The organism is Chlorobium sp., from assembly GCF_036528655.1.
Taxonomy (GTDB): Bacteria; Bacteroidota; Chlorobiia; order Chlorobiales; family Chlorobiaceae; genus Chlorobium.
This window is the reverse complement of sequence record NZ_JAIGND010000023.1, coordinates 27,301-50,372: the sequence shown is the minus strand read 5'-3', so window position 1 is coordinate 50,372 and position 23,072 is coordinate 27,301. Positions and strand designations below refer to the sequence as shown.

Here is a 23,072-nt window from a genome sequence, read left to right as displayed (position 1 = left end):
TTAATGATATTGTTCCTCAAGAGTTGAGCGCGAGGTCGACAATATCGGTCATCGGCATACTGCGGTCGTACACATGGATGTCAAAGCCCTCGTCCTGCAGTTTTCTCATGGCGGCAAGACCCTGATTTTCGTTAGGACCTCCACGTCTGACCCAGATTTTTACATTCTCGAGGTAGCCTTTCGACTTGCTTTCACGTAACCCGTTGATGATGCCGCTGAAAGTCGCCTTAACGTCGGTAAAATTCGCGATGGCTCCGCCTACAATGATATGCTTGATATTCGGCAGACTGCATATGGTTTCGGTGAGCGCTTCAACGGCCCAGTCCGGCGGATCACCGGAATATTCGGCATAGTTTGCAATGGTGCCGCCGCGAGCCACAACAGCATCCGAGTAGAAAACAGAAGCGCCGCCGCCTGCCGTCAGAAGGGCGATTTCTCCGCCGGGTACCTCGACAAACTTGACGGAACCCTTGATGCGTCCGTCGATTTCCATGATCTGCTGTTCAGCTTCTGTGAAGGGACGTCCGATTTCGGATACCGGCTTGAAATCCCAGTCGGCATGCCGGAACCGCGCATCGTAATCGAGGTTCATGACCGCGTCGAGTGCGGCAAATCGCATGTCGCTCTTGCGAATGACAAGCGGATTGATTTCGATGGACTGCGCGTCTTCGTTATCGAAGCAGAGAACGAGACGGGAAACGATTTTTCCCACCCTTTCGGCAATCTCGCCGCTGAAACCGGCTTCATTGGCGAATTCCGTCAGGCGTTCGATGCTCGGGTTTTCATCGATAGGAATAAACAACCTGCGGACGCTATCCCAGTTATCCTCGATATCGACGCCGCCCTTGTTGGAAAGCAGTATTTCGGCCCCGTCACGATTACCGTTGATGCAGACATAATATTCTTCATCGTGCTCGAGCATTTCCGCAACGATCACCTGGCGGATGACCGCAGTGCCTATTTCGCGGCCGATCATTTCTCGAGAAGCTGCGACAGCTTCCTCAAGGTTCAGGCCGAGCTTGACAAGGCCGAGTTTAAAACGTCCGCCGATAGCCTCATGTGCTTTGACAACCAGTTTTGATTCTCTCAGCCATTTATTAGCTTCACCAAGTTGTTCAAGCCGGTTCGGGTCCATGATAACCACATAGTTAGGCACGGGAATGCCCCACTTGTTAAAAAGCTTCATAGCCGGCCCTTCAAGTATCTTAGCCATACTATTGATTTGTTTGTATGTTTTGGGTAACTGAAATAAACAAGGAAATGTGCAAGATTTTAAGTTAACTATATTTCAATACAATCCAATAGTTTATAATTGTTAACGCTTAAATCTTCTTAAAAAAAGACCCATATGAACGATTTTCTTTATTGGTGGCAGAATCTGCCTGCACAAATGGATCCGGTTATCTTTTCGGTCGGAGGATTTGCCGTCCGGTGGTACGGTACGATGTACATAGTTGCGTTCGCTGTGGTGTACCTGCTGACGCTTTACCGTCTGAAAACCGAAAAAACCAATTTTACGCGGGCTTTTGCCGGCGATGCGCTGACCTGGGCAATGGTCGGCGTGGTGCTCGGTGGCAGACTCGGCTATATTCTGTTCTACGGACTCGAAGGTTTTTTTGCCGATCCGCTGGGCACACTGCTCCCGTGGGCCTCATCGTCAGGAGGCTGCAGTTTTGCGGGAATAACGGGAATGTCCTATCATGGCGGCGTTATCGGGGTTGTGCTGGCAATGTGGTTTTTCTGTCGTTCACAGAAAAAAGGATTTTTCGAGTCTTTCGATCTCTTCATTCCTGCCCTGCCCCTTGGCTACACCTTCGGACGTATAGGTAATTTCATTAACGGGGAACTTTACGGACGGGTAACCGAGGCGTCTGTGGGCATGTATTTCCCGATGGCTTCAACGCTTGAGCTTCGCCATCCATCGCAGCTTTACGAAGCGTTTTTCGAGGGTATCGTTCTGTTTGTCCTGCTCTGGGCCCTGCGGAAAAAATCGCCGTATCCGGGATTCCTTTCCGGGCTCTACCTGTTCGGTTACGGGTTCGTTCGTTATTTTATTGAGTATTTCCGCGAACCCGATGCGCATCTCGGTTTCGTGTTTCTGAATCTTTCCATGGGTCAGGTGCTCTGTTTTGCCATGATGCTTGCCGGCGCAGCCATATTGCTCCTGCAGAAAAAGCCCTCACCGGGGCGTTAGGAGCACCTCTTCCCCGCTGCCGAAACACCGTTTCCGCACGATCAGCATAACGATGATCGAGGTTATCGCCGTCGAACCCACCAGCATGAACATGACGACAATCTGGTAACGGATGGCGATAAGCGGATCGGTTCCGGACAGGATCTGACCGGACATCATGCCGGGAATGAAGACGAGACCGACGCCCATCATTGCGTTGATCGAGGGAATCATTCCTGCAGTCACCGCGTTCCTGAATACCTCATCGCTGGCTTCGCGGTAATTGGCACCGAGCGAGAGTTTCATTTCCACCAATTCGCGCTGCTGGCGAAGGTCGCGGAACAGCCGTTCGAGCGCGATGGCGATTGCCGACATGGAGTTGCCGATGACCATTCCTGCTGTGGGAATGAAATACCGGGGTTCCCACCAGGGAGTAGTGCCGACTATAAGACCCGAAACGAACACCGCGGTTGCAAAATAGGTGACAAGCATGGTGAGAAGGGTCGGCATGAAGTAAGATACCTGTTTTTCCTTTACTCTTCCCCTGACGATGAACATTGCCGATATCACCATAACAGCAAATACCGCAACAGTCAGAAGCAGGCTTTCGGAGCCGAGAATGAAGGTGAGCACATACCCCATGAGAAAAAGCTGCGCAAAGGTGCGCAGCGCACCGACAGTGATATCGCGATTGAGCCCGAGATGGTAGATGAAGGAACTTGCCTGGGCTATAAAGATAAAGATAAATGCAAGAAGCAGATTTCCTGCCGATATATCGATGATGCCGCTATTCATGGAGCATTGAGTATAAGTTGCCGGTTCTCGATCCTGAAGGTCTGCGCCGCAAGGGTCGCAGGCCGGTAATCGCTGTGCGTGACACACATTATCGTCGTCTTCTGCTCTCTGTTCAGATGTTCCATGATGGAAAACACCATTGCTGCGCTTTCAGGATCGAGAGCCGAGGTTGGTTCATCGAGAAGCAACAGCTCGGGATGCTGCAGAATGGCCCGCATGATGGCGAGTCGTTGTTTCTGACCAGTCGAAAGCTTCAGAGCAGATTGGCTGAGCGAAACCGTATCGAGGTAGAAATCGCCGAGCATGCGAGCGAGTTCCTGTTCTTCCGGGACGGTTTTACTGCTGTTTGCGGAAAACGAAAACGGAAGCAGGAGGTTTTCTGCCACCGTCGCATCGACCATCTGCGGTATCTGGGCGACATAGCTGATCATTGAACGCAGAACGGACGGAAGAATCGATGCGATATTCCGGCCTCTGAAAAAAATCGTACCGCTTTGCGGCTGGTTGAGGCGGCATATCAGGCGAAGAAGGGTGGACTTGCCGGAGCCGGAAGCTCCCCTGACAAGAATGAACGCACCTTCGCTTACCGTCATATCGAGTCGATCGAATACCGGCATCCCGGCTGCCGGCCAGGCGTAATCGAGATCGCGTATTTCGAGAAGCGGCATCATGCGTCCGGGATTTTGAAAAGGTCACTAACTATTCGTTTATTAAGAAAATACATCCTTCTCACAAAAACTCCATATGACTCATGCAGGCTCCGGAAGAAAAACTCGGCTCATTCTACCTCGGTGCGGAATATGATCTGTCGAATGGACGGCGTCTTGAAACACCCGTGCACTACGATGCCCGGGACCTCACCACCCATGCGGTCTGCGTCGGAATGACAGGCAGCGGCAAAACCGGACTCTGTATAGGCCTGCTCGAGGAAGCCGCAATGGACCGCGTTCCTGTGATCCTGATCGATCCCAAAGGCGACATGACCAATCTGCTGCTGCAGTTTCCCCTTCTCCTGCCGGACGATTTTCTGCCGTGGATCGATGAGGCCGACGCGAGGCGCAAAGGAAAAACGGTCGATGAGCTTGCCGCCTCGACCGCCGAGCAGTGGAAAAACGGTCTTGCCGAATGGGGAATTTCTCCCGAACGGATCGGCCGGCTTCGCCAAGCCGCCGATTATACAATCTACACGCCGGGTTCCGATTCCGGCATACCGGTGAGCATACTCGGCAGCCTTGCCGCTCCCTGTCTCGATTTCAAAGAACATGCCGAAACCATCCGCGAGCGGATAAGCGGCACGGTCAGCGCACTCCTTGGTCTTGCCGGCATCAAGGCCGACCCGGCACGAAGCCGTGAAGCGATTCTACTTTCGGGCATTTTCGAACACTTCTGGAAACAGCAGCTCGATCTCGACCTCGCTTCATTGATAACGAGCATTCAAACGCCTCCGATGCGGCAGGTCGGCGTGTTCGACGTGAACACCTTCTACCCGGAAAAAGAGCGGTTCGAGCTTGCCATGGCATTCAACAATCTGATAGCCTCGCCATCGTTCCGGAGCTGGCTGACAGGCGATCCGCTCGACATCGACCGTATGCTCTATACGACAGATGGAAAACCTCGCCACAGCATTTTTTATCTTGCCCATCTTTCTGAAAGCGAACGGATGTTCTTCGTAACGCTGCTGCTCGAAAACGTGCTGACCTGGACACGTGCCCAGTCCGGCACGTCGAGTCTCAGGGCTCTTCTCTATTTCGACGAGGTTTTCGGTTATCTTCCGCCGGTAGCTGAACCATCCTCGAAACGTCCGCTCCTGACGCTGCTCAAACAGGCAAGAGCATTCGGGCTTGGATGCGTGCTGGTCACCCAGAACCCGGTGGACCTCGACTATAAAGGGCTCACCAACACCGGCACATGGTTCATCGGCAAGCTGCAGGCTGAACGCGACAAGCAGCGCGTGCTCGAAGGCTTGAAAAGCGCCATTGCGGAAGCCGGCGGATCGGGAGGATCGGTCGATTACGACAGCATCATCAGCCGGCTCGGCAACAGGGTCTTTCTCATGCATAATGTTCACGATGAACGCCCTGTGGTTTTTCAGACCCGCTGGGCCATGAGCTTTCTTTCCGGACCGCTGACCAGGCCGCAGATCAGAAAACTTATGGCGCCGCGAAAAGTTGCGGCACAAACCAACCCGATCATTTCAACTGCCGCAGATCCTTCCCTGTCTTCAGTAAGGGCTTCAGAACAGATGCTGCCAGAGGAGGAAGCCGATCTGCCGTATGGGTTCACCGCGATTCCCCCGGGACTCGATCCTTCGGTGAAACAGGTGTTCGTGCCGATCGGCATCGATGCCCGAACCGCCATTGAACTTCATAAGAAACAAACGGGAAAAGACCTGCCTGCCGTTTCCGGTCAGCGTCTGGTCTATGAGCCTGCGATTATAGGTTCTGCCTCGGTCATATTTTCCGAACGTAAACGCGGCATCAGCGAAAGCCGGCACATGCTGCTTGTCTGCGATCCGGCAGGCTCCGGCTCTGCGACATGGGAGAAAAGCGAGTCATTGGAAATTGAGGAGGAACGCCTTGCCGATAAAGCTCAGGAACCGGACGCTCTTTTTGCGCCGCTCCCCGAAAACGCAAGTACCGCAAAAAGGATTTCATCTTTCAGTCAGCCGCTTGCAGACTGGCTCTACTATCACGCAAGGCTAAGACTCTCGGTCCATCCTGATACCGGTCTTTTCCGCAAGACCGGCGAAAGCGAACGCGATTTCGCCATACGGCTGCAGCAGGCGGCAAGAGAAGCGCGCGATCGGGAGGTCGATGCGCTCGAAAAAAAATTCGAAGTACAGCTGGAACGCCTGTCGGATAAAATACGTAAGGAGGAGCGGGAGCTGGCAAAAGACGAAGCCGAGCACCAGAGCCGTAAAGCCAGCGAGCTTGCGGGGCTCGGAGAAACCGTGCTTGGTTTTTTTCTTGGCAGAAAAAGCACCAGGGGAATCGGCAGCGCCATCAGCAGAAGAAGAATGACCGCAAACGCCAAAGCCGATATCGAGGAATCACGTGAAGCCCTGACGGCACTCGAAGAGGAGCAGGAGAAAATAAACGCCGAAATGAAAGCGATCGTCGGTAACATTACCATGAAATGGGAACATCCCGAAGCGCAGCTCGTCAGTGAAGAGCTTGCGCCTCGAAGAAGCGATGTCGCCGTTCATTTCGTTGCGCTCGGCTGGCTGCCATTCTGGAAAGTGGCCTATGATGGAACAAACGGCATCGAAACAATCGCTCTGCCGGCATACAGGTTGCAGGGATAACAGCATTGGAGCGACGGATGCCTTCCGCCCGGTTCAGTTTTACTTTACTGCCGGTTTGCGTAAAAAGAACCATGCGGCAATGACAAGCGCCATAATGGCTGCCCCCCAGATATTGAGCGAAAATGCGGCTCCTCCCTGGTACATGCTGTAACCGCCGAAAAGAAAGAATACCATTGCCGCACCGATCTGTATGGCTTTTTCAGGTAAACGCTTGCCGAGCATTTTGCCTGCAACGATGGCAAGCCCGTCAGAAAGCACCATGCCGATGGTCGAACCGATCCATACCGGCAGGAACGCATGGGTTGTAGCAAGAGTAATTGTCGAAAGCATGGTTTTATCACCAAGTTCGGCCATGAAAAAAGTCGTAAACACCAGCCAGAATGGGTGAATGGTTTTTTTACAGCTCTCTTCTCCTTCTTCGAGATGATCGCCGCGGAGCGTCCATAAACCGAAAATGATGAATGCGATGCCGGCAATGAAACCTATCCAGTCGGAAGGGAGCTTGTCGCCGATGAACCAGCCTATGGCTGCTGAAAAAACATGTACGGCAAGCGTTGCCCAGAAAATTCCCCAGAGCACGGTTTTCGTTTTATAGCATGTGGCAAGCGTGAGGGCAACGAGCTGCGTCTTGTCGCCAAGTTCCGCCAGAAAAATCATAGCAAGCGAAAGCCAGAATGCATCCATTTCCGGTGCCTTGAGTGGTATGTGATTCCTGAAACCGATTGTCGCGCTGAAACAACTTCGCCTAACGCGTCTTTCAGTAAAGTGACAAGTATAACCTAAACGCGCTTATTTTAAAACCATGAAAAGCGGTGTTTTTCATCTTCATGCGGTCATTGAACGGTTTTCATAAGCCTCGAAGTGTCGATGCCGCGTTGGCGCAACCTGCCGAGAATCGTTTCGTAAAGGCCCTCATGCATATAGGGCGTCCGGGAAAGGATCCAGAGCGCGGAGCCTGAACGGTTCGAAACAACAGCCCAGGTATAATCGTCGGCAAGATCGATAACCAGATAGTCCGCGATGAAGAGCCTGAAAAACCTGACCTTCAGATGAGCATTGCCGCTTCCCTGAAGCGGAGATGCCGTAGCGGTGACCGATACCGTTCTCCCCTTCCGAACGCAGGAGTTTCTTACCGTTACCGATGCCGTACCTGAAAGGGTATATTCAGCTTTCGTTTTTGTGCAATTGCGTTGTCTTTTTGCAGGAATCGAAGAGATTTCATACCAGGTACCGCAATACCGGGCCACATCGACCTGATCAACGGTACTCGGCGGAGTTCCGGCCTTTCTTTGTGGATTGAAGAGGGATATCATGGGTTCATTGCAAAGAGGTTGACGAGAGCGTTCTCTTTTTCTGTAATAACCTGCAAGTCCGTCGATACGTTCAACCTTTCAGCAGGCGAGTGCGGCTGTATCCTTCTTGGATGGATCGTCGCGATTGTTAAATTATCTCATCGAAAAAAGCGTAAACAGATACATATTCTCTCCAATGCATGATATTGCAGTCAGAACCGCCGACCCTGCGGACAGCATAAGATGTGCCGAACTGCTCGGCACGCTTTTTTCTCAGGAGGTGGAATTCCGCCCGGATGCTGCGGTACAGCAGCGCGGTATTGAGATGATTGTCCGCAATCCGGAGGTTGGACGTGTATTCGTGTGTACGGTGGACGGCACCATACAAGGCATGGTGCTGCTGCTCTTTACCGTCAGCACCGCTCTTGGACGCAAAGTCGCTCTGCTTGAAGACATGATCGTCGATCCGACTTTCAGAGGCGCAGGTATCGGCTCCATGCTCATCAGCCACGCCATTTCTTTTGCAGAAAAGCAGGGACTGGCCAGAATCACCCTGCTGACCGATGGCGACAACAGCCGCGCGCAGGAGTTTTACTCCCGATCAGGTTTTATGCGATCATCCATGACCGTTATGAGAAAACAGTTCTGAAGAGGATAAAACCATGCATGAATATTGGAGATGCAGAGAATGCGGTTTTGTGTACGATCCGGCTGAAGGCGATCCCGACAGCCGGGTGAAGCCCGGAACAGCGTTCGAACTGCTGCCTCCGGAATGGCGCTGTCCGGTCTGCAACGAAACTGCAGGCAATTTCGAGCCTATGGCCTGAAAACGTTTTAAGTCAGAACTCCCGACATGACTGCGCGCTTCAGTTTGTCTTGGTATCGAGAGAATGGCTCATGGCTATCGATGCGGCTTTTCCTGCAGGATACAGGCTTACAAGCAACGTAAGGGCTATGGCCGTAAAGCCCACGACAAAAAAATCGCCTGCCTCCATACTGACGGGATAGGCTTCGATAATGAACGCGCTTTTGGAAGGCAGCTCGACCAGTCCGTACAACTCCTGCAGCCGACAGATTGCCCATGCTATCGATGCCCCTATCGCCGTTCCGGCTATACCGGTCATCCCGCCCTGGATCATGAAAAGAGAGATAAACTGCGGTTTTTCAAGGCCGAGACACCGGAGATAGAACAACTCCTTCTGCTTGTCGATGGCTGTCATGGCAAGTGAGCCGGTCAGGCTCAGGGCGGCAACCAGCACAACAAGCATAAGGATGCTGAAACTCGCCCATTTTTCAAGTTCCATTACGGCAAAGATATCGTGGTATTTGCTTTCAAGAGGCCTCAGCATGTAAGCGTGTTCACGGTTGCCGTCGGATGCAAGCCATGTATCGAGACTCTGGCGCAGTCCTGATGCAGATACGCCCTTTTCCCCCCGGATATCGATGCCGGTACAGCGATCTTTGCCGGTCAGAAGCACACGTCGAACGAATTCATTCGAAGCGAGCACATACCGGTCGTCGAATATTCTCTGCAGCGAAAACGTCGAATATAATGTCGTGCGCGGTATTTCAAGAGCCGAAAGCATATAGGGTTCAGAAAGCAGTTCGAGACCTACTCCTATCAGTTCCGGGCTGAAAATCTTAACCTCGCTGAACGGGGCGAGCTGCATGCGCCCCGACAGAAGCTCCCCTGCGGCAACGCCTTCAGGGGAGAAATAAGGTCGAAGAGCGCCGGTATTGCGCATCAGTTCAGTATGGGCATTTTCGCTCATGCCTTTTATGACGATCAGTTCGCTTTTTTTTGCGCCTGATATGATCGCATCCCCTTCCAGAAACGGTTCTGCGGAGGCAACGCCGTCCAGAGCAGCTAAGCTTTTCAGAAGAGCGTCGTTATAAGGGATGGTTCCTCCGTTTCGTGAGACCAATTGTACGTTTCCCTCTATCGTCGTAAACATGTCGAAGGCAAGCTTCTGAAAACCGTTCAGAACGCTCATGACGACAAGCAGCGTACTGACGCCGATGATTATGCCCGCAAGGCTGATGGCGGATATGACATTGATGATCCTGAACCGCTTGCGGGCAAAGCTGAACCGGCGCGCTATCCAAAAAGCAGTATTCATACTGTCGGGTTTCTGTCAGGTGGTCAATGCCATACCCGGGTTGAGCGATGATGCGATACGGGCGGGTATGAACGCGAAAAACATGGTCAGCACAAGAACGGCCATGCCGACGACAAGATAATCGAAGGGATCGATCATCAGCGGAACATAACTGATGAAATAACTTTTTTCAGGAAGCCTGATAAGATGAAAACGCTGTTCGAAAAGGGTGAGCGCAAGAGCGATGAGTGATCCTGCGCCGATGCCGGCAAGGGCGATCAGGAGGGATTGTGCAAGAAAGATACGGCTGATTTTTCCGGGTTCGAGACCGAGGGCGACAAGCATGCCGATCTCTTTTGTTTTCTCGATAACGAGTACCAGCAGGGTGGACATGATGTTGAATACGGCTACGAGCGTAATGGTAATGATAAGAAGCGGAGTGATGTTTTTCTGCAGTTTCAGCCATTCGAACAGATTGGCATACCGTTCGAAAACCGTGTAGGTATAATAGGGAAACTTCAGCTTCGCACCCAGTTCCTGCGCTATGGATTCAATGCGATCGATATCGTCAACGTCGATATCGTAGCCGCTGATCATACCGGGACCAAACCTCTGCTGCAGTTCATCGAGACTTCCAAGGATGACGACATCATCGAATCCATCCTGAAGCCCGGTTTCGTAGACGCCGGCAACCCTGCCGGTTTCGAGTTCGAGCGAAGAGAGCAGCGCCACGATATCACCTTTGCCGATCCCCCCCCCTTCTCCGGAATTCTCAACTCCGGCAAGCAGAAGTTTGTCTCCTTTCTGAACGCCAAGAGCTTCAGCCATCGATTTGCCGAGAAAAAGCGAAATCATGCCGTCCCTGCCGTTAGCCCTGACCTCGCCCTTTCTTTGATGAGAACCGTATCGCAACAGGAAGGATTCCTGTTGATCGGCAGCTATCCCCTTGAGTAAAGCGGGCCTTATTGCCGCTCCTTCGCTTTCAGTTCTCCTGCGTCCTTGGACCATGATGCTTTTTTCAAAAAATGGAGAGACGGACACCACTCCCTGAGTTCCGGCCACCAGCCTCCGGTCGTAACGGCTTGCCGCAAAAACCCGGTCGTCGGCCTGGCGAACCTGGATGTGCGAGGTAAAACTGATAAGTTTGTTTTCAACGCTCGATGCGAACCCTTTGACGATCGAGAGCGTAAGAATCAGGGCAGCCGTACCGACAGCTATGCCTGTTATCGATGCAAGTACGATAAATGCCGGTCTTGAGCTTTTACGATCCCTGAATGCGAATCGCCTGGCGATATAGAGCAATGGGCTCATACCTGCTCCTCCTTTTTGCTGATGGACGAGAAGGCGCAAACCTGGTTTCTGCCGTTCGATTTGGCATGGTAAAGCGCTCGATCCGCATTATTGATCAGGGTATACCAGTCCGTCGCATCCGCGGGAAACGATGCGATCCCGATGCTGACCGTCAGGCGACCTTCCGGCTGGCGTTTTTCATGTGCGACAGGCTCGGCGCAGATCACCTGCCTGAGCCGCTCGGAAATCCGCATTGCGGTTTCAGTTCCCGTCTGCGGAAAGAGCACGGTAAACTCTTCTCCCCCGAACCGGGACGGCATGTCTGATGCCCGACACTGTTCGGCAATGATTCCTGCCAGCTGCTCCAGTACCCGGTCTCCGGCTATATGACCATGTTCGTCATTATACCGCTTGAAATGATCGAGATCGATCATGGCTATCGAAACCTGATCGCCCGCCCGCTTGGAACGCTCGATTTCCATGATCAGATGCTCCTTGAAATGCCGGTAATTGTAAAGATTTGTTTTTTCGTCCCGAATAAAAAGCTCGTCGAGCTTTTTATTTTTCGCATCTATTTCGGCACAAAAATCAGCGAGCGTCCCCGTAAGGCGTGAAATTTCAGAGGAGTGCGGAGCAACAGCCAGATCGTTCCTGATAGCTTCGGCGGTATCGCGAACGCTTTCCGGAATGCTCCGGTTCATAGTGCTTATTTTTTGAGACAGTCTCTCTAAAGGAATCAGGGTCATAATATAATTCCGATGGATTTCCTTTCGGACGAACAGGAACAGAAGCAAAAAAAGCAGGGAAACAGATGTGACGAACTGATTGCTTGCGCGTGTACAGTCGTCAAGAGCCGAACGAAACTCGATGTCGGACTTCAGTACCGCTCTGTCAAGGGCGAGAAGAAAAATTTCCCGATCAGATGCGGACGCATTTTTCAGTTTATAACGCTTCTGTGCCAGCAAGCCTGCAATTCCGGGTTCCTCTGCCTCGGCTGCGCTTTCGAGGACTTTATCGAGCATGAACTGCATGACCAGGGTGTCGGTATCACTTCCGGCGGCGGCTTTTCCCCTGAAAGCCACAAGATCGGTATAAAGCGCCTGCTTGTAGCGCAATGTTTCGACAAGTGCGTTTCTGTAGAGCACGAATCCGCCGGTAACGGCACCCACGACAACAAGGAATACAGTCCCGGCCAGAGTTATGTGCTGCAGTCTGGACGGCTTGATCGTCTCAGTTGAACTGTTCATGCGGTTATTTCAGGATTATGGTTCTCGGGATCTGCCTGAAAGGGGCGAGACTGCTCCGCTCGAACCCCTTCTGTCCTTCCTTCGAAAGCCATGATCCAAGGCCTGTTGCAAGAGGATTGCCCGGAATGTAGATATAGTGTACGATTGTTGCAAGAGGATAGGAACCGTCATAAACCTGCTGTTCTGCCGGAAACACCCCCGGAGATCGGTCATCAGCAGATGAAATCGGAACGATGCGCACCTGTTCGCGGATGCCTGCAGGCAAATTCTGCGTTTTGTATGAAGAAAGAAACAGCAGGCCGACAGTTCCGGCTTCGCGGGCGGTTCTGGCGACAAGAAGACTGTCCGAACGCTCCAGCATCGCATGCAACTCCGCATTTCCGGCATGCAGCAGATCCCGGAGCGTTATGAGAAGTCTGTAGTTCCTGTCGGCAACAAGAGGTCTGCCGTATCGGCCGGAATTCGACTTTCCGGAAAGCATCATCGCGAGGGTGTCGACAGAAAGCGAACACACCCGGCTGTTGCGGTTCACGATACAGATTATCGCGTCACGAGCGACCGGTTCTTTTCGAGCCCTATAGGCCGGAAGGTTCAGCAGCGAGTCCTCGATCTGCGACAGTGAACCGCCTATAAGCAAGGCGCCGGACTCCTTTTTCAGCAGAGTCGGGAGAATATCTTCGGGAACCACTGTATTGACAACGACGTTCGCATCCGGGTAATGTGCCTGAAATATTTCCACCTGATCCCGGGCAACCTCCCGGAGCGGACTCTCCACGGCCAGGCGCATGTCGCCGGCAGTTGCCGTTGGAACCTCCGCCACCGAGCCTGCATGTTTATCGCAGCCAGTCGAAACAAGCATGAGCAGTATCGCGGTCATGAACATCGATCCGCACCAAAAACATGAGCGATGACGCCCCGTCCCGCCCGGACGATAACGGCCTGTTTCTCTTGTCGTTTCCATAACCTCTGCGATTCTGTTACATGGATGTGAAAAATTACGCACTGTTCCTGATATTTTCCGCTAAATGCGTAGCATATCCACTTTATTGAATATATATTCAGGATAACAATTACTGATCGAATCACATGTCCTGTTTTTCTGATTGAATCACTTTACAATATCGAAAAAAAAGCATATCATCGCAGATTTTACCCGGAATTTTCATTCATCGTCATAAAGGGTCATGAACCAAAGATATACGATCGACGCGAAACGGCTGTCGGTTTCGGTTATCGGAGCATCCGGATACTCCGGGGCTGAACTTGTCCGGCTTCTGCTTCGCCATCCGGCAGTGGAGCTCGATACACTGTACGCTTTTTCCCAGGCCGGAAAAATTTTTTCCGATCTCTACCCTTCGGTTCCGTGCGGCAAGGAGTTTCTGCGCTATGAGGGAGATACCGGCAGCGACATCTATTTCCTTGCGCTGCCGCACGGCGAGGCGCTGAACCTCGTTCCGGCTCTTACGTACGCAGGAAAACGGGTTATCGACCTGTCCGGAGATTTCAGACTGAAAAACCCGGATGAACACGAACGATTCTACAAACAGATTAAGACGGCGGACGCATGGATGACCTATGCCCTGCCGGAACTCGGTCGGGACGATATTATCAATTCAAAAGCGGTCAGCAATCCCGGCTGCTATGCGACAAGCATCATTCTCGGACTTGCCCCGCTGTTTCTCGATAAGAATTCTTCTGTAAAGGTCAGAAGCGTCAGCTGCACTGCGGTTTCTGGTATCTCCGGAGCCGGAAGAACCAGCAAAACCGAGCTGTCGTTTTCCGAAATGAGCGAAAATATGCGGGCCTACAAAGTCGGCCAGCATCAGCATACGCCCGAAATCATGCAGGCTCTCGGCACATCGGCTTCGAATCCGTCTTTCGACTTCACTTTCGCACCCATGATAGGGCCGTTTACGCGAGGGATTTATTCGGTGCTCACCGTATCGTTCGACGGGGAGTTCGGCGATCGTCAGGTTTCCGATCTCTACGCCGGATTCTACAGCGGCGCACCTTTCGTGAGAGTTCGCGGGAGCATGACCGAAGTGCGCCATGTCGCCATGACGAATTATTGCGATATTCATATCGCCCACGGTCCGGAAAACGGGCGTTTGGTAATTGTCAGCACCATCGACAACCTGCTCAAAGGGGCAGCGGGCCAGGCGGTTCAGAATATGAATATCATGCTCGGTTTCGATGAAACACTCGGATTACTCTGATTACAACAGTTAAAGCAATGACGGCCGTGAACCTTGACATTAAGAAATCGTACGACTCCATAGAAAACCTCTCCCGGATGACAGCGTGGCCCCGGCATGTGACGCCGCTCTCTTTTGCCGGAAGTGACGATTCGGAATTCTGGCCGGCAGGATTTCATGCGGCAGGCATATCGGCGGCGATCAGGTACGACAAAAGAGATATCATGCTGCTGCTATCGGAACGCCCGGCGGCGGCGGCAGCCGTATTTACCGGAAACCTCTGCTGCGCAGCGCCTGTTCTTCTGTCGAAACGACATCTTCTACAGAGCGGCGGCTATATGCGGGCCGTCATCTGCAACAGCGGCAATGCCAACGCCGCAACCGGGCCCGCCGGCGAAGCCGATGCTGCGGCCATGGCTGCCGAAACGGCCGGACTCTTCGGCATTGATCCCGAACAGGTTATAGTGGCCTCGACCGGCGTCATCGGACAGCCGCTTCCGATGCGGAAGATCATCGATGCCATGCAGCAACTGCCGCAGGCTCTTGCATCGAATTCCTGTTTCGATGCCGCGGAAGCCATCATGACCACCGATACCTTTCCAAAATACCTCGCAATCGATGTCCGCCTTTCCGGAGGAACCGCCAGAATAAGCGGCATCGCGAAAGGATCCGGCATGATCTGCCCGAATATGGCAACCATGCTTGCATTTCTTGCCACCGATGCGTCGGTTTCGCCCGATCTGCTTCAGCGACTCCTCTCGAGAGCCAACAGCAGCAGCTTCAATGCCATCACTGTAGATGGAGATACCAGTACCAACGATATGGTTTCAATTCTTGCAAGCGGTATCGGGCCGGCTGTCGAAGAAGGAAGCGAGGATGAAGCCTTATTTGCCGAGGCACTGGAGCTGATCATGACATTTCTTGCAAAACTCATTGTGGTGGACGGCGAAGGTGCCACCAAGCTGGTCGGCATCAAGGTCGAGGGTGCCCTTTCGGAAGCGGATGCCAGACTTGCGGCCAGCACTATAGCGAATTCGCCGCTCGTCAAAACTGCCCTGCACGGCGAAGATGCCAACTGGGGAAGAATCATTGCCGCAGCCGGACGTTCCGGAGCGGTATTCAACCAGGAAGAGATAGAAATCCGTTTCGACGATCTTCCAATCCTTGCCAAGGGATTCAATGCCGTTTTTTCCGAGGATGATGCTGCGCTTATCCTGAAAAAACCGGCTTATACGATAACCGTCTCTCTTGGAAACGGCCCCGGCAGGGCGACAGTATGGACCTGCGATCTGAGCAAGGAGTATATCGAGATCAACGGCAGCTACAGGAGCTGAAGCGATAACAGAACTTTTCTTTTTACAACAAGTAAAACAATACCAGATCGAGAATGAACTCTTCGTGCAGTGAACTGACTTCGGCAAGAAAGGCCCCCGAGGCTGCTATCGGACAGGTGCTTATCGAAGCGCTGCCTTATATCAGACAGTTCGAGGGAAAAACATTTGTAATCAAATATGGCGGTTCGGCCATGAAAGACGAGCTGCTCAAAAACAGTTTCGCCCAGAACGTAACCCTGTTGAGAAAGGTCGGCATCAACGTTGTGCTGGTGCACGGCGGAGGCGACGCCATAACACGGACTGCCGAAAAGCTCGGACTTGTCTCGCAGTTCGTTCATGGCAAACGGATCACCGACCGGGAGATGATCTCTGTGGTTCAGATGACGCTTGCCGGTAAAGTCAATCAGGATATCGTCAGGCTGCTGAGCGAGCACGGCGGAAAGGCTGTCGGGGTCAGCGGATTCGATGCCGATACCATTCGTGCAGTTCCGGGTCCGAATGCCGAAAAACTCGGTCTTGTCGGCGATGTCGAGCAGATCGATACCGCCTATATCGATCTGCTCTGCAAGGCGGGTCTCATTCCGGTTATCGCTCCGGTCGGGTTCGACAATGACGGCAACATATACAACATCAACGCGGACGATGCCGCAAGCAGCATAGCCATAGCGCTCAAAGCCGAAAAGCTTATCTACGTCAGCGATGTCGAGGGGATCCAGGTTGGCGATAAAATCCTGAAAACTCTCTGTAAGGCCGAAGCTGCGGATTTTATCGAAAGAGGCATCATTTCCGGAGGTATGATACCGAAAGTGCTTTCCGCATTCAAAACCCTCGATGGAGGTGCAGGAAAAATTCATCTGATCGACGGCAAATTCACACACTCTCTCCTGCTTGAAATATTCACGCACGAAGGAGTGGGAACACAGTTTATCGCCGAACAGAACAACAATTAACAAGAAAACAGCCGACCCTTATGGAAAAGAAGGTGCTGAAACAGGCTCACGCCGGAAAACGCGATTTCCTCGGTTTTTCCCGCCTCGATGCCGCGAAAATAATCGAACTGTTCGATTACTCGCTCCATATAAAAAAGAAACGAAAAGAGCGTTCGGACGACAATCCTTTCCTGCCGCTCAAAGACCGGACGGTAGCAATGATTTTCAACAAACCTTCGCTTCGCACGAGGGTATCGTTCGAACTCGGCATTCATGAGCTTGGCGGGTACACCATCAATCTCGAAGGTAAATCGATCGGAGTGGGATCGAGAGAATCCGTCGAAGATATCGCTCGCCTGCTCTCCCGATACAACGACGCCATCGTCGCGAGGCTGCATGAGCACAGCGTCATCGAGGGAATCGCCGCAAACGCATCCATACCGGTCATCAACGCACTGACCGATCTTTCGCATCCCTGCCAGGTGCTTGCCGACGCATTTACGCTTTACGAGAAAGGACTATGGCATGAAGGCGTCAAGGTGGTGTTCGTCGGCGACGGCAATAACGTTGCAAACTCGTGGATCGAACTGGCCGGTATTCTTCCCTTCCATTTCGTGCTGGCCTGTCCTGAAGGGTACATGCCCGACAGCGGTCTGCTCGAAACCGCCCGTGCTGCCGGCATAAGCCGTATCGAAATCGTACACGATCCCGAGGAAGCTGCAACTGGTGCCGATGTGCTCTATACCGACGTCTGGACCAGTATGGGTCAGGAAGATGAGCGTAACGAGCGGCTCAGGATATTCGCGCCCTATCAGATCAACAGCCGCCTGCTCGGTCTGGCAAAATCCTCTGCAGTCGTCATGCACTGTATGCCTGCTCACCGCGGAGAAGAAATAACCGCCGAAGTGATGGACGGACCGCAATCCGTGGTGCTCGACGAAGCCGAAAACCGGCTGCATGTGCAGAAAGCGCTTCTTGTCAAACTGCTCAACCATGAGGAGTACCGCAAATTCCATCTGACCCACAGGCTGCTCAATGCTGCAAAAAAAATCAAGGCCTGATCGATAGAGATGCAGAAACAGGCACGACAAATGAAAATCAGGGAGCTGCTTAACCGCTATGAGGTCGGCAATCAGCACGATCTTATGCTTCTGCTTGAAGACAACGGCATCAAGGTGGCGCAGGCTACGCTTTCGAGGGACTGTTCGGAGCTCGGGCTCGTTCGCACGAGAGGAATGAAAGGATATCGGCTGATGCTTCCGGAAGAGAATCCCGGCAACATCATCAAGGGACTGGTAGGTATGGAGGTGCTTTCCCTGCACTCGAACGAGACGACCATCATTGTCAGAACCCTTACCGGCAGGGCACATGGCGTGGGATCGTTCATCGACCAGCTGAAAAACCCCATGATCCTCGGCACCATCGCCGGTGACGATACAGTGCTTGTCATTCCCTCTTCGGTATCGCAGATTTCGCAGGTGATATCCTATATTCAAGAAAATCTTTCAAAAAACTGATAACCAATACGCTGACGTATGAGCAAGGAAAAAATCGCCATCGCCTACTCCGGAGGACTCGACACCTCCGTTATGATCAAATGGCTTAAAGACAAATACGACGCAGAGATCGTTGCCGTAACAGGCAACCTCGGCCAGACCAAAGAGATCGAGAACCTCGAATCGAAAGCGCTCTCTACCGGAGCCTCCGCGTTCAGGTTCGTAGATCTGCGTAAAACCTTCGTCGAAGAGTATATCTGGCGTGCCCTGAAAGCCGGCGCGCTCTATGAGGATGTCTATCCGCTGGCAACGGCGCTCGGCAGACCGCTGCTTGCCAAAGCGCTTGTCGATGCCGCCCTCGAAGAGGACTGCACCATGCTCGCCCACGGCTGTACCGGAAAAGGAAACGACCAGGTACGGTTCGAAGTGACCTTTGCAGCGCTCGCTCCCCACCTGAAAATTCTCGCCCCGCTGCGCGAATGGGAGTTCACCTCGCGCGAAGCCGAGATCGCCTATGCACTCGAACACAACATACCTGTATCGGCCACGAAGAAAAGCCCATATTCGATCGACGAGAACATATGGGGCATCAGCATCGAATGCGGCGTGCTCGAAGATCCCATGGTGACGCCTCCCGAGGATGCCTACCAGATCACCACCTCTCCGGAAAATGCGCCCGATACTCCGTCAGCGGTGGAGATCGAATTTGTGGAAGGCATACCGGCAGCTCTCGACGGCGAGCGCATGAGCGGACTCGACATGATCCAGAAACTCAACGACATCGGTGCTGCAAATGGCATCGGACGTCTCGACATGATCGAAAACCGCGTGGTCGGCATCAAGTCGCGTGAAATTTACGAGGCACCGGCAGCAACCATCCTGCACTTCGCACACCGCGAGCTGGAGCGGCTTACGCTTGAAAAGACGGTCTTCCAGTACAAGAAGAACATCAGCCAGGACTATGCCAACATCATTTATAACGGCACCTGGTTCTCGCCGATACGCAAAGCGCTCGATGCGTTCGTCGACGAAACCCAGAAGCCGGTGACCGGCATGGTTCGCCTGAAACTCTATAAAGGAGGCGTATCGCTGCTCGGCAGAAACTCACCCAACTCGCTCTACAACGAGGAACTTGCAACCTATACCGAAGCAGACACGTTCAACCACAAGGCGGCGGCAGGGTTCATTCACCTGTACGGCCTCGGCATGAAAACCTTCAGCCAGGTCAATCCCGGCCTCTGATCCGTCATAACGATACCGCATGGGCTCCATACCGGAGTCCACGCGGTTTTGCCGCGACCACAATCCCACTGACACAGCATTTCCCAAACCACACGACCGCATTCATGAGTAACAAGAAAGAACTTCTCTGGCAGAGCCGCTTCTCGGAACCGTTCGACCGTGACGCACTTCGATTCTCATCATCCGTCCACATCGACAAGGCCCTTTACAAAGAGGACATACAGGGTTCCACAGCCCACGTCACCATGCTTGCCGAAGAGGGCATTATCGGCAAGGATGAAGCCGAGCAGATTATCGAGGGATTGCAGGAGATCGAAACAGAGCTCGAATCGGGTCAGCTGGTACCGCACTGGGAAGACGAAGATATCCACACGGTGATAGAAAACCGCCTCAAAGAGAAAATCGGAGCTACTGCGGGCAAGATCCATTCGGGAAGAAGCCGCAACGACCAGGTAGCAACTGATACGCGGCTCTATCTGCGCCGGCAGATCCGCACTCTCGACGCGGCTTTGAAAATGATGCAGCAGACGCTGGTATCGAAAGCCGAAACCTATCAGGAAACCATCATTTTCGGCTACACCCATCTGCAGCGAGCCCAGCCTGTTTCAGCCGGACACTACTACCTTGCGTATTTCAACATGTTCCGCCGCGATCGCCAACGGATTGAGGATCTGCTCAAACGGGTAAACATCTCTCCGCTCGGCGCTGCGGCTTTTGCAGGCAGCACGCTGCCCCTCAATCCGGAACGAAGCGCCGAGCTGCTCGGTTTCGACGATGTTTTTTCAAACAGTATCGACGCCGTCAGCGACCGCGACATCATCATAGAGTTCATCTCCGCCTGCGCCATGATCATGATGCACCTGTCGCGCTTTTCCGAAGACCTCATTCTCTGGAGCTCCTACGAGTTCGGCTACCTTGAAATCAGCGATGCTTTCGCAACAGGTTCGTCGCTCATGCCGCAGAAAAAGAACGCAGATATCGCCGAACTTGTCAGGGGAAAAACCGGAAGGGTTTACGGCAGCCTAATCACCATGCTCACCATCATGAAAGGGCTGCCGCTCTCCTACAATCGCGACATGCAGGAGGACAAGCCTCCCCTTTTCGACAGCGCGGAATCAACCATCGACAGCATTACCATTTTCACGAAACTGCTCGAGCATACCACGCTCAGGGAGGAGCGCCTTGCAAAACTTACCGCCGAAGATCTCAGCCTCGCAACGGAAATTGCCGAATATCTGGTCAGAAAGCAGCTTCCCTTCCGCGACGCGCACCGCGTAACCGGAAAAATCGTCACCTTCTCCATCGCCACAGGCAAGACGCTACCGAAAATCTCTCTCGACGAGTACAGAACCTTTTCTGAACTGTTCGACAGCGATATCTATGATGCCCTGAAACCCGAAGCGAGCATAAAGGCAAAACAGACCCATGGCAGCTGTTCCTTTCTTTCCGTCGAACGACAGATAGCCGAGGCGAAATCCCTGATCTGAAAACCGGTATCAAACGTAAACGAAAAAAGCGGAAGATTCTTCCGCTTTTTTCGTTTACACAGTGTTTCGATTTACCGTCTCATTGAAATCTGCCTTCGGGCGGGCGTTCCGGCCTGGCTTTGTTTTTTTATGCCTATGAAGCCATTCATGATTTCTGCAGACCGGTTCAGCATAAAGTCCTTGCTGCTGTCCCTGACGGAATCCTCTTCAGTCGTCCACCGTTTTTCGATTCGCTTCAGCTCATTGCTTTCCGCCTTGTAAGCCGCCTCGTTCAGAGACACCGTTTTTCTTTTTCTGATCCGGTTCAGGATGCCCACGTCCTGGAGATATTCCCTGCTGCTGTGCCCCTGCTGGTAGGAGAGGTCATAGCTCTTCCTCAGTTGTTCAATATCTTCCCGCGAAACGGCGCCTACAGGACGATAGAAGGTTTTGGAAACGGTGCTCCAGGGAAGACTGCTCGGGTAAGTATCCTCGCCGATAGATGCCGTATCGATCAGTGAGGGAATCGCAATATCCGGAGTAACCCCCCTGTTCTGGGTGCTGCCGCCCGATATTCGGTAAAATTTCGCTACCGTCAATTTCAGCTGACCGAGATCTGTCTGCTTGGAAAGAATGCTGAATGGACGATTCAATTTAACGATACTCTGGACGGTGCCCTTGCCGAAGGTTCTTTCACCGATAACAACCCCCCTTCCGTAATCCTGGATCGCCGCAGCGAAAATTTCCGAAGCAGACGCGCTGTACCTGTTGACCAGCACCGCAAGAGGACCGTTATACAGCACCCTTTTGTCTTCGTCGCGCAGCACCATCTTCCCGCCCGATGAATTGCTTATCTGTACCACGGGACCTCCTGAAATGAACAGGCCTGTAACGTTTACGGCCTCTTCGAGAGATCCTCCGCCATTGTCCCGAAGATCTATGATCAGACCATCCACTCCGGCGCTGCTGAGCTCGTTGAGGATTTTCGAAACGTCTCTGGTTGTGCTGTTGTAATTATTGACGTTAAGCTTCTGGCCCTCGAAATCGAGATAAAACGACGGAATGCTGATCACTCCGATTTTTCTGTTATCGAGTTCTATGACGCTTTTTCGCGCAGCCTGCTCCTGAAGATCCACCTTGTCACGTACAAGCCTGATGATTTTAGCCGGCCCTCTTCCCGCCTGACTCGCGGGATAGATCTGCAGCCTCACAACGCTCCCCTTCCGCCCTCTGATAAGTTTCACCACATCGTTGATTCTCCATCCTCTCACATCGACGATCTCTCCCGTCGGTCCCTGCCCGACGCCGATAATCCGATCGGATTTCTTAAGCAGATTGCTTCTGGATGCAGGGCCTCCGGGAATGATTTCGTTGACGACGGTATACTCGCTCTCCATCTGCAGTTTCGCACCGATACCCTCGAGCGAACGGCTGAGATCTATCTGAAAATTCTCGAACTCGTCCGGAGAGAAATAATTGGTATGCGGATCGAAAGATGTGGTGACCGCAAACATATAAGCCTGGAAGGCATCATCCGGTTTCTGCTGGTTAAGCAGCTTCAGGCGATTGGTATAAGTTTTCGACAGCTCGGCTCGAATCGATTTATCGGTATCTTCGGAATATTTCATGTTCAGCCACTGGTACTTCAGCTCTTTCATCCAGAGAGCCTGCAACTGCTTGCGGTCAGCAGGCCAGGGTGCATTTTTTCTGTCGAGATCGAGCGTCTCGGAAACGGAAAAATCGAACCGTGCAGTTCCGGCAGCGGATTTCATGAACTGCATTTTTTCCTTTGCCCTTTTCAGGAAAAGATTGTAGATGGCAAATCCCGCATTGGATTTCCCTTCAAGAAACTCATTATCGAGCCGGTTACCGTAACTCCTCCGAAGAGACTCCACTTCGTTTGCGAGAAAATAACTTTTGCTGCCGTCAAGATGTTCGAGATACCTCCTGAACATCTGCTGTGAAAGGGAGTCGTTGACCGAAACCTTGCGGAAATGGTTTCTGATCAGGTACTGCGCGACGTACTTTCCGGCAGTCTGCTGAGTCGCCGTCGGCTTAAGCTGTACAACGGAAACCGCCGGTACGACGGGTTTCGTATTTTTGCCTATTGCTGAAGCCGAACAGCCGATTGAAACAATAACAACGATCAGGCCTTTTTTTATTATGGCCGGAGTACGATAATCCATGGTATATGCGACGGGTAAGCTTGT

General features: G+C 52.6%; 21 protein-coding genes. 11 read left to right on the top strand and 10 right to left on the bottom strand.

The window, feature by feature from the left end; genetic code table 11:
• Positions 1-16 precede the first annotated feature (16 nt).
• Entirely contained in the window at positions 17-1,213 is a 1,197-nt protein-coding gene (locus K4305_RS06700; protein ID WP_331561630.1) for an ATP citrate lyase citrate-binding domain-containing protein, read from the bottom strand.
• 135 nt (positions 1,214-1,348) lie between these two features.
• Here K4305_RS06700 and lgt point away from each other — a divergent pair, with 135 nt between their 5' ends.
• A complete protein-coding gene (gene lgt / locus K4305_RS06695; protein ID WP_331561629.1) occupies positions 1,349-2,194 on the top strand; it encodes a prolipoprotein diacylglyceryl transferase in 846 nt (281 codons plus the stop codon).
• On the opposite strand, the gene K4305_RS06690 is transcribed toward lgt, so the two are convergent.
• A complete protein-coding gene (locus tag K4305_RS06690) occupies positions 2,180-2,968 on the bottom strand; it encodes an ABC transporter permease (protein WP_331561628.1) in 789 nt (262 codons plus the stop codon). The genes lgt and K4305_RS06690 overlap by 15 nt on opposite strands.
• Positions 2,965-3,639, bottom strand: a complete 675-nt coding sequence (locus K4305_RS06685) for an ABC transporter ATP-binding protein (RefSeq protein WP_331561627.1) — start codon at positions 3,637-3,639, stop codon at positions 2,965-2,967. Before K4305_RS06685 ends, K4305_RS06690 begins: the two co-directional genes overlap by 4 nt.
• An 80-nt stretch (positions 3,640-3,719) precedes the next feature.
• Here K4305_RS06685 and K4305_RS06680 point away from each other — a divergent pair, with 80 nt between their 5' ends.
• Complete coding sequence (locus K4305_RS06680; RefSeq protein ID WP_331561626.1) at positions 3,720-6,272, top strand: ATP-binding protein; 2,553 nt, start codon at positions 3,720-3,722, stop codon at positions 6,270-6,272.
• 39 nt (positions 6,273-6,311) lie between these two features.
• Here K4305_RS06680 and K4305_RS06675 read toward each other — a convergent pair whose 3' ends face one another.
• Positions 6,312-6,956, bottom strand: coding sequence for a TMEM165/GDT1 family protein (locus tag K4305_RS06675; protein WP_331561625.1), 645 nt, complete (start codon positions 6,954-6,956; stop codon positions 6,312-6,314).
• A 149-nt stretch (positions 6,957-7,105) separates the two neighbouring features.
• Entirely contained in the window at positions 7,106-7,585 is a 480-nt protein-coding gene (locus K4305_RS06670) for a lipocalin family protein (protein WP_331561624.1), read from the bottom strand.
• Between the two features lie 175 nt (positions 7,586-7,760).
• Here K4305_RS06670 and K4305_RS06665 point away from each other — a divergent pair, with 175 nt between their 5' ends.
• Positions 7,761-8,213, top strand: a complete 453-nt coding sequence (locus K4305_RS06665) for a GNAT family N-acetyltransferase (protein ID WP_331561623.1) — start codon at positions 7,761-7,763, stop codon at positions 8,211-8,213.
• Between the two features lie 13 nt (positions 8,214-8,226).
• A complete protein-coding gene (locus tag K4305_RS06660) occupies positions 8,227-8,391 on the top strand; it encodes a rubredoxin (protein ID WP_331561622.1) in 165 nt (54 codons plus the stop codon).
• Positions 8,392-8,430: 39 nt separating this feature from the next.
• Here the strand turns inward: K4305_RS06660 and K4305_RS06655 are convergent, their stop codons facing one another.
• From K4305_RS06655 to K4305_RS06640, 4 genes are read right to left on the bottom strand one after another with little or no spacing between them, the layout of a single operon-like run.
• Positions 8,431-9,684, bottom strand: a complete 1,254-nt coding sequence (locus K4305_RS06655; protein ID WP_331561621.1) for an ABC transporter permease — start codon at positions 9,682-9,684, stop codon at positions 8,431-8,433.
• A gap of 15 nt (positions 9,685-9,699) precedes the next feature.
• Positions 9,700-10,974 carry an FtsX-like permease family protein gene (locus tag K4305_RS06650; RefSeq protein WP_331561620.1) on the bottom strand — a complete coding sequence of 425 codons (1,275 nt, stop codon included), beginning with the start codon at positions 10,972-10,974 and terminating at the stop codon, positions 9,700-9,702.
• Positions 10,971-12,200 (bottom strand): GGDEF domain-containing protein, encoded by a 1,230-nt coding sequence (locus K4305_RS06645; RefSeq protein WP_331561619.1) that lies wholly within the window; start codon positions 12,198-12,200, stop codon positions 10,971-10,973. The genes K4305_RS06650 and K4305_RS06645 overlap by 4 nt, the downstream gene beginning before the upstream one ends.
• A 4-nt stretch (positions 12,201-12,204) precedes the next feature.
• Complete coding sequence (locus K4305_RS06640) at positions 12,205-13,161, bottom strand: substrate-binding domain-containing protein (protein ID WP_331561617.1); 957 nt, start codon at positions 13,159-13,161, stop codon at positions 12,205-12,207.
• 223 nt (positions 13,162-13,384) lie between these two features.
• Here K4305_RS06640 and argC point away from each other — a divergent pair, with 223 nt between their 5' ends.
• The 7 genes from argC to argH all read left to right on the top strand — a co-directional run bounded on the left by argC (position 13,385) and on the right by argH (position 20,883).
• Positions 13,385-14,416: an N-acetyl-gamma-glutamyl-phosphate reductase gene (gene argC / locus K4305_RS06635; protein ID WP_331561616.1), complete on the top strand. Its 1,032-nt coding sequence runs from the start codon at positions 13,385-13,387 to the stop codon at positions 14,414-14,416.
• 77 nt (positions 14,417-14,493) lie between these two features.
• Complete coding sequence (gene argJ, locus K4305_RS06630) at positions 14,494-15,729, top strand: bifunctional glutamate N-acetyltransferase/amino-acid acetyltransferase ArgJ (protein WP_331561644.1); 1,236 nt, start codon at positions 14,494-14,496, stop codon at positions 15,727-15,729.
• Positions 15,730-15,782: 53 nt separating this feature from the next.
• A complete protein-coding gene (argB, locus tag K4305_RS06625) occupies positions 15,783-16,679 on the top strand; it encodes an acetylglutamate kinase (RefSeq protein WP_331561615.1) in 897 nt (298 codons plus the stop codon).
• Between the two features lie 20 nt (positions 16,680-16,699).
• Positions 16,700-17,719, top strand: coding sequence for an ornithine carbamoyltransferase (argF, locus tag K4305_RS06620; RefSeq protein ID WP_331561614.1), 1,020 nt, complete (start codon positions 16,700-16,702; stop codon positions 17,717-17,719).
• A 9-nt stretch (positions 17,720-17,728) separates the two neighbouring features.
• The gene (locus K4305_RS06615; protein WP_331561613.1) at positions 17,729-18,175 is read left to right on the top strand and encodes an arginine repressor; all 447 of its coding nucleotides are present in this window, start codon (positions 17,729-17,731) and stop codon (positions 18,173-18,175) included.
• 18 nt (positions 18,176-18,193) lie between these two features.
• Complete coding sequence (locus K4305_RS06610; RefSeq protein WP_331561612.1) at positions 18,194-19,396, top strand: argininosuccinate synthase; 1,203 nt, start codon at positions 18,194-18,196, stop codon at positions 19,394-19,396.
• 104 nt (positions 19,397-19,500) lie between these two features.
• Positions 19,501-20,883, top strand: coding sequence for an argininosuccinate lyase (gene argH / locus K4305_RS06605; RefSeq protein ID WP_331561611.1), 1,383 nt, complete (start codon positions 19,501-19,503; stop codon positions 20,881-20,883).
• A 71-nt stretch (positions 20,884-20,954) separates the two neighbouring features.
• On the opposite strand, the gene K4305_RS06600 is transcribed toward argH, so the two are convergent.
• Positions 20,955-23,048 (bottom strand): carboxy terminal-processing peptidase, encoded by a 2,094-nt coding sequence (locus K4305_RS06600; protein ID WP_331561610.1) that lies wholly within the window; start codon positions 23,046-23,048, stop codon positions 20,955-20,957.
• Positions 23,049-23,072: the final 24 nt, after the last annotated feature.

Bases quoted from the DNA above. Each gene is read 5' to 3' on its own strand.
- K4305_RS06700 (WP_331561630.1), bottom strand. From the start codon at position 1,213: ATGGCTAAGATACTTGAAGGGCCGGCTATGAAGCTTTTTAACAAGTGG.
- lgt (WP_331561629.1), top strand. From the start codon at position 1,349: ATGAACGATTTTCTTTATTGGTGGCAGAATCTGCCTGCACAAATGGAT.
- K4305_RS06690 (WP_331561628.1), bottom strand. From the start codon at position 2,968: ATGAATAGCGGCATCATCGATATATCGGCAGGAAATCTGCTTCTTGCA.
- K4305_RS06685 (WP_331561627.1), bottom strand. From the start codon at position 3,639: ATGATGCCGCTTCTCGAAATACGCGATCTCGATTACGCCTGGCCGGCA.
- K4305_RS06680 (WP_331561626.1), top strand. From the start codon at position 3,720: ATGCAGGCTCCGGAAGAAAAACTCGGCTCATTCTACCTCGGTGCGGAA.
- K4305_RS06675 (WP_331561625.1), bottom strand. From the start codon at position 6,956: ATGGATGCATTCTGGCTTTCGCTTGCTATGATTTTTCTGGCGGAACTT.
- K4305_RS06670 (WP_331561624.1), bottom strand. From the start codon at position 7,585: ATGATATCCCTCTTCAATCCACAAAGAAAGGCCGGAACTCCGCCGAGT.
- K4305_RS06665 (WP_331561623.1), top strand. From the start codon at position 7,761: ATGCATGATATTGCAGTCAGAACCGCCGACCCTGCGGACAGCATAAGA.
- K4305_RS06660 (WP_331561622.1), top strand. From the start codon at position 8,227: ATGCATGAATATTGGAGATGCAGAGAATGCGGTTTTGTGTACGATCCG.
- K4305_RS06655 (WP_331561621.1), bottom strand. From the start codon at position 9,684: ATGAATACTGCTTTTTGGATAGCGCGCCGGTTCAGCTTTGCCCGCAAG.
- K4305_RS06650 (WP_331561620.1), bottom strand. From the start codon at position 10,974: ATGAGCCCATTGCTCTATATCGCCAGGCGATTCGCATTCAGGGATCGT.
- K4305_RS06645 (WP_331561619.1), bottom strand. From the start codon at position 12,200: ATGAACAGTTCAACTGAGACGATCAAGCCGTCCAGACTGCAGCACATA.
- K4305_RS06640 (WP_331561617.1), bottom strand. From the start codon at position 13,161: ATGGAAACGACAAGAGAAACAGGCCGTTATCGTCCGGGCGGGACGGGG.
- argC (WP_331561616.1), top strand. From the start codon at position 13,385: ATGAACCAAAGATATACGATCGACGCGAAACGGCTGTCGGTTTCGGTT.
- argJ (WP_331561644.1), top strand. From the start codon at position 14,494: ATGACAGCGTGGCCCCGGCATGTGACGCCGCTCTCTTTTGCCGGAAGT.
- argB (WP_331561615.1), top strand. From the start codon at position 15,783: ATGAACTCTTCGTGCAGTGAACTGACTTCGGCAAGAAAGGCCCCCGAG.
- argF (WP_331561614.1), top strand. From the start codon at position 16,700: ATGGAAAAGAAGGTGCTGAAACAGGCTCACGCCGGAAAACGCGATTTC.
- K4305_RS06615 (WP_331561613.1), top strand. From the start codon at position 17,729: ATGCAGAAACAGGCACGACAAATGAAAATCAGGGAGCTGCTTAACCGC.
- K4305_RS06610 (WP_331561612.1), top strand. From the start codon at position 18,194: ATGAGCAAGGAAAAAATCGCCATCGCCTACTCCGGAGGACTCGACACC.
- argH (WP_331561611.1), top strand. From the start codon at position 19,501: ATGAGTAACAAGAAAGAACTTCTCTGGCAGAGCCGCTTCTCGGAACCG.
- K4305_RS06600 (WP_331561610.1), bottom strand. From the start codon at position 23,048: ATGGATTATCGTACTCCGGCCATAATAAAAAAAGGCCTGATCGTTGTT.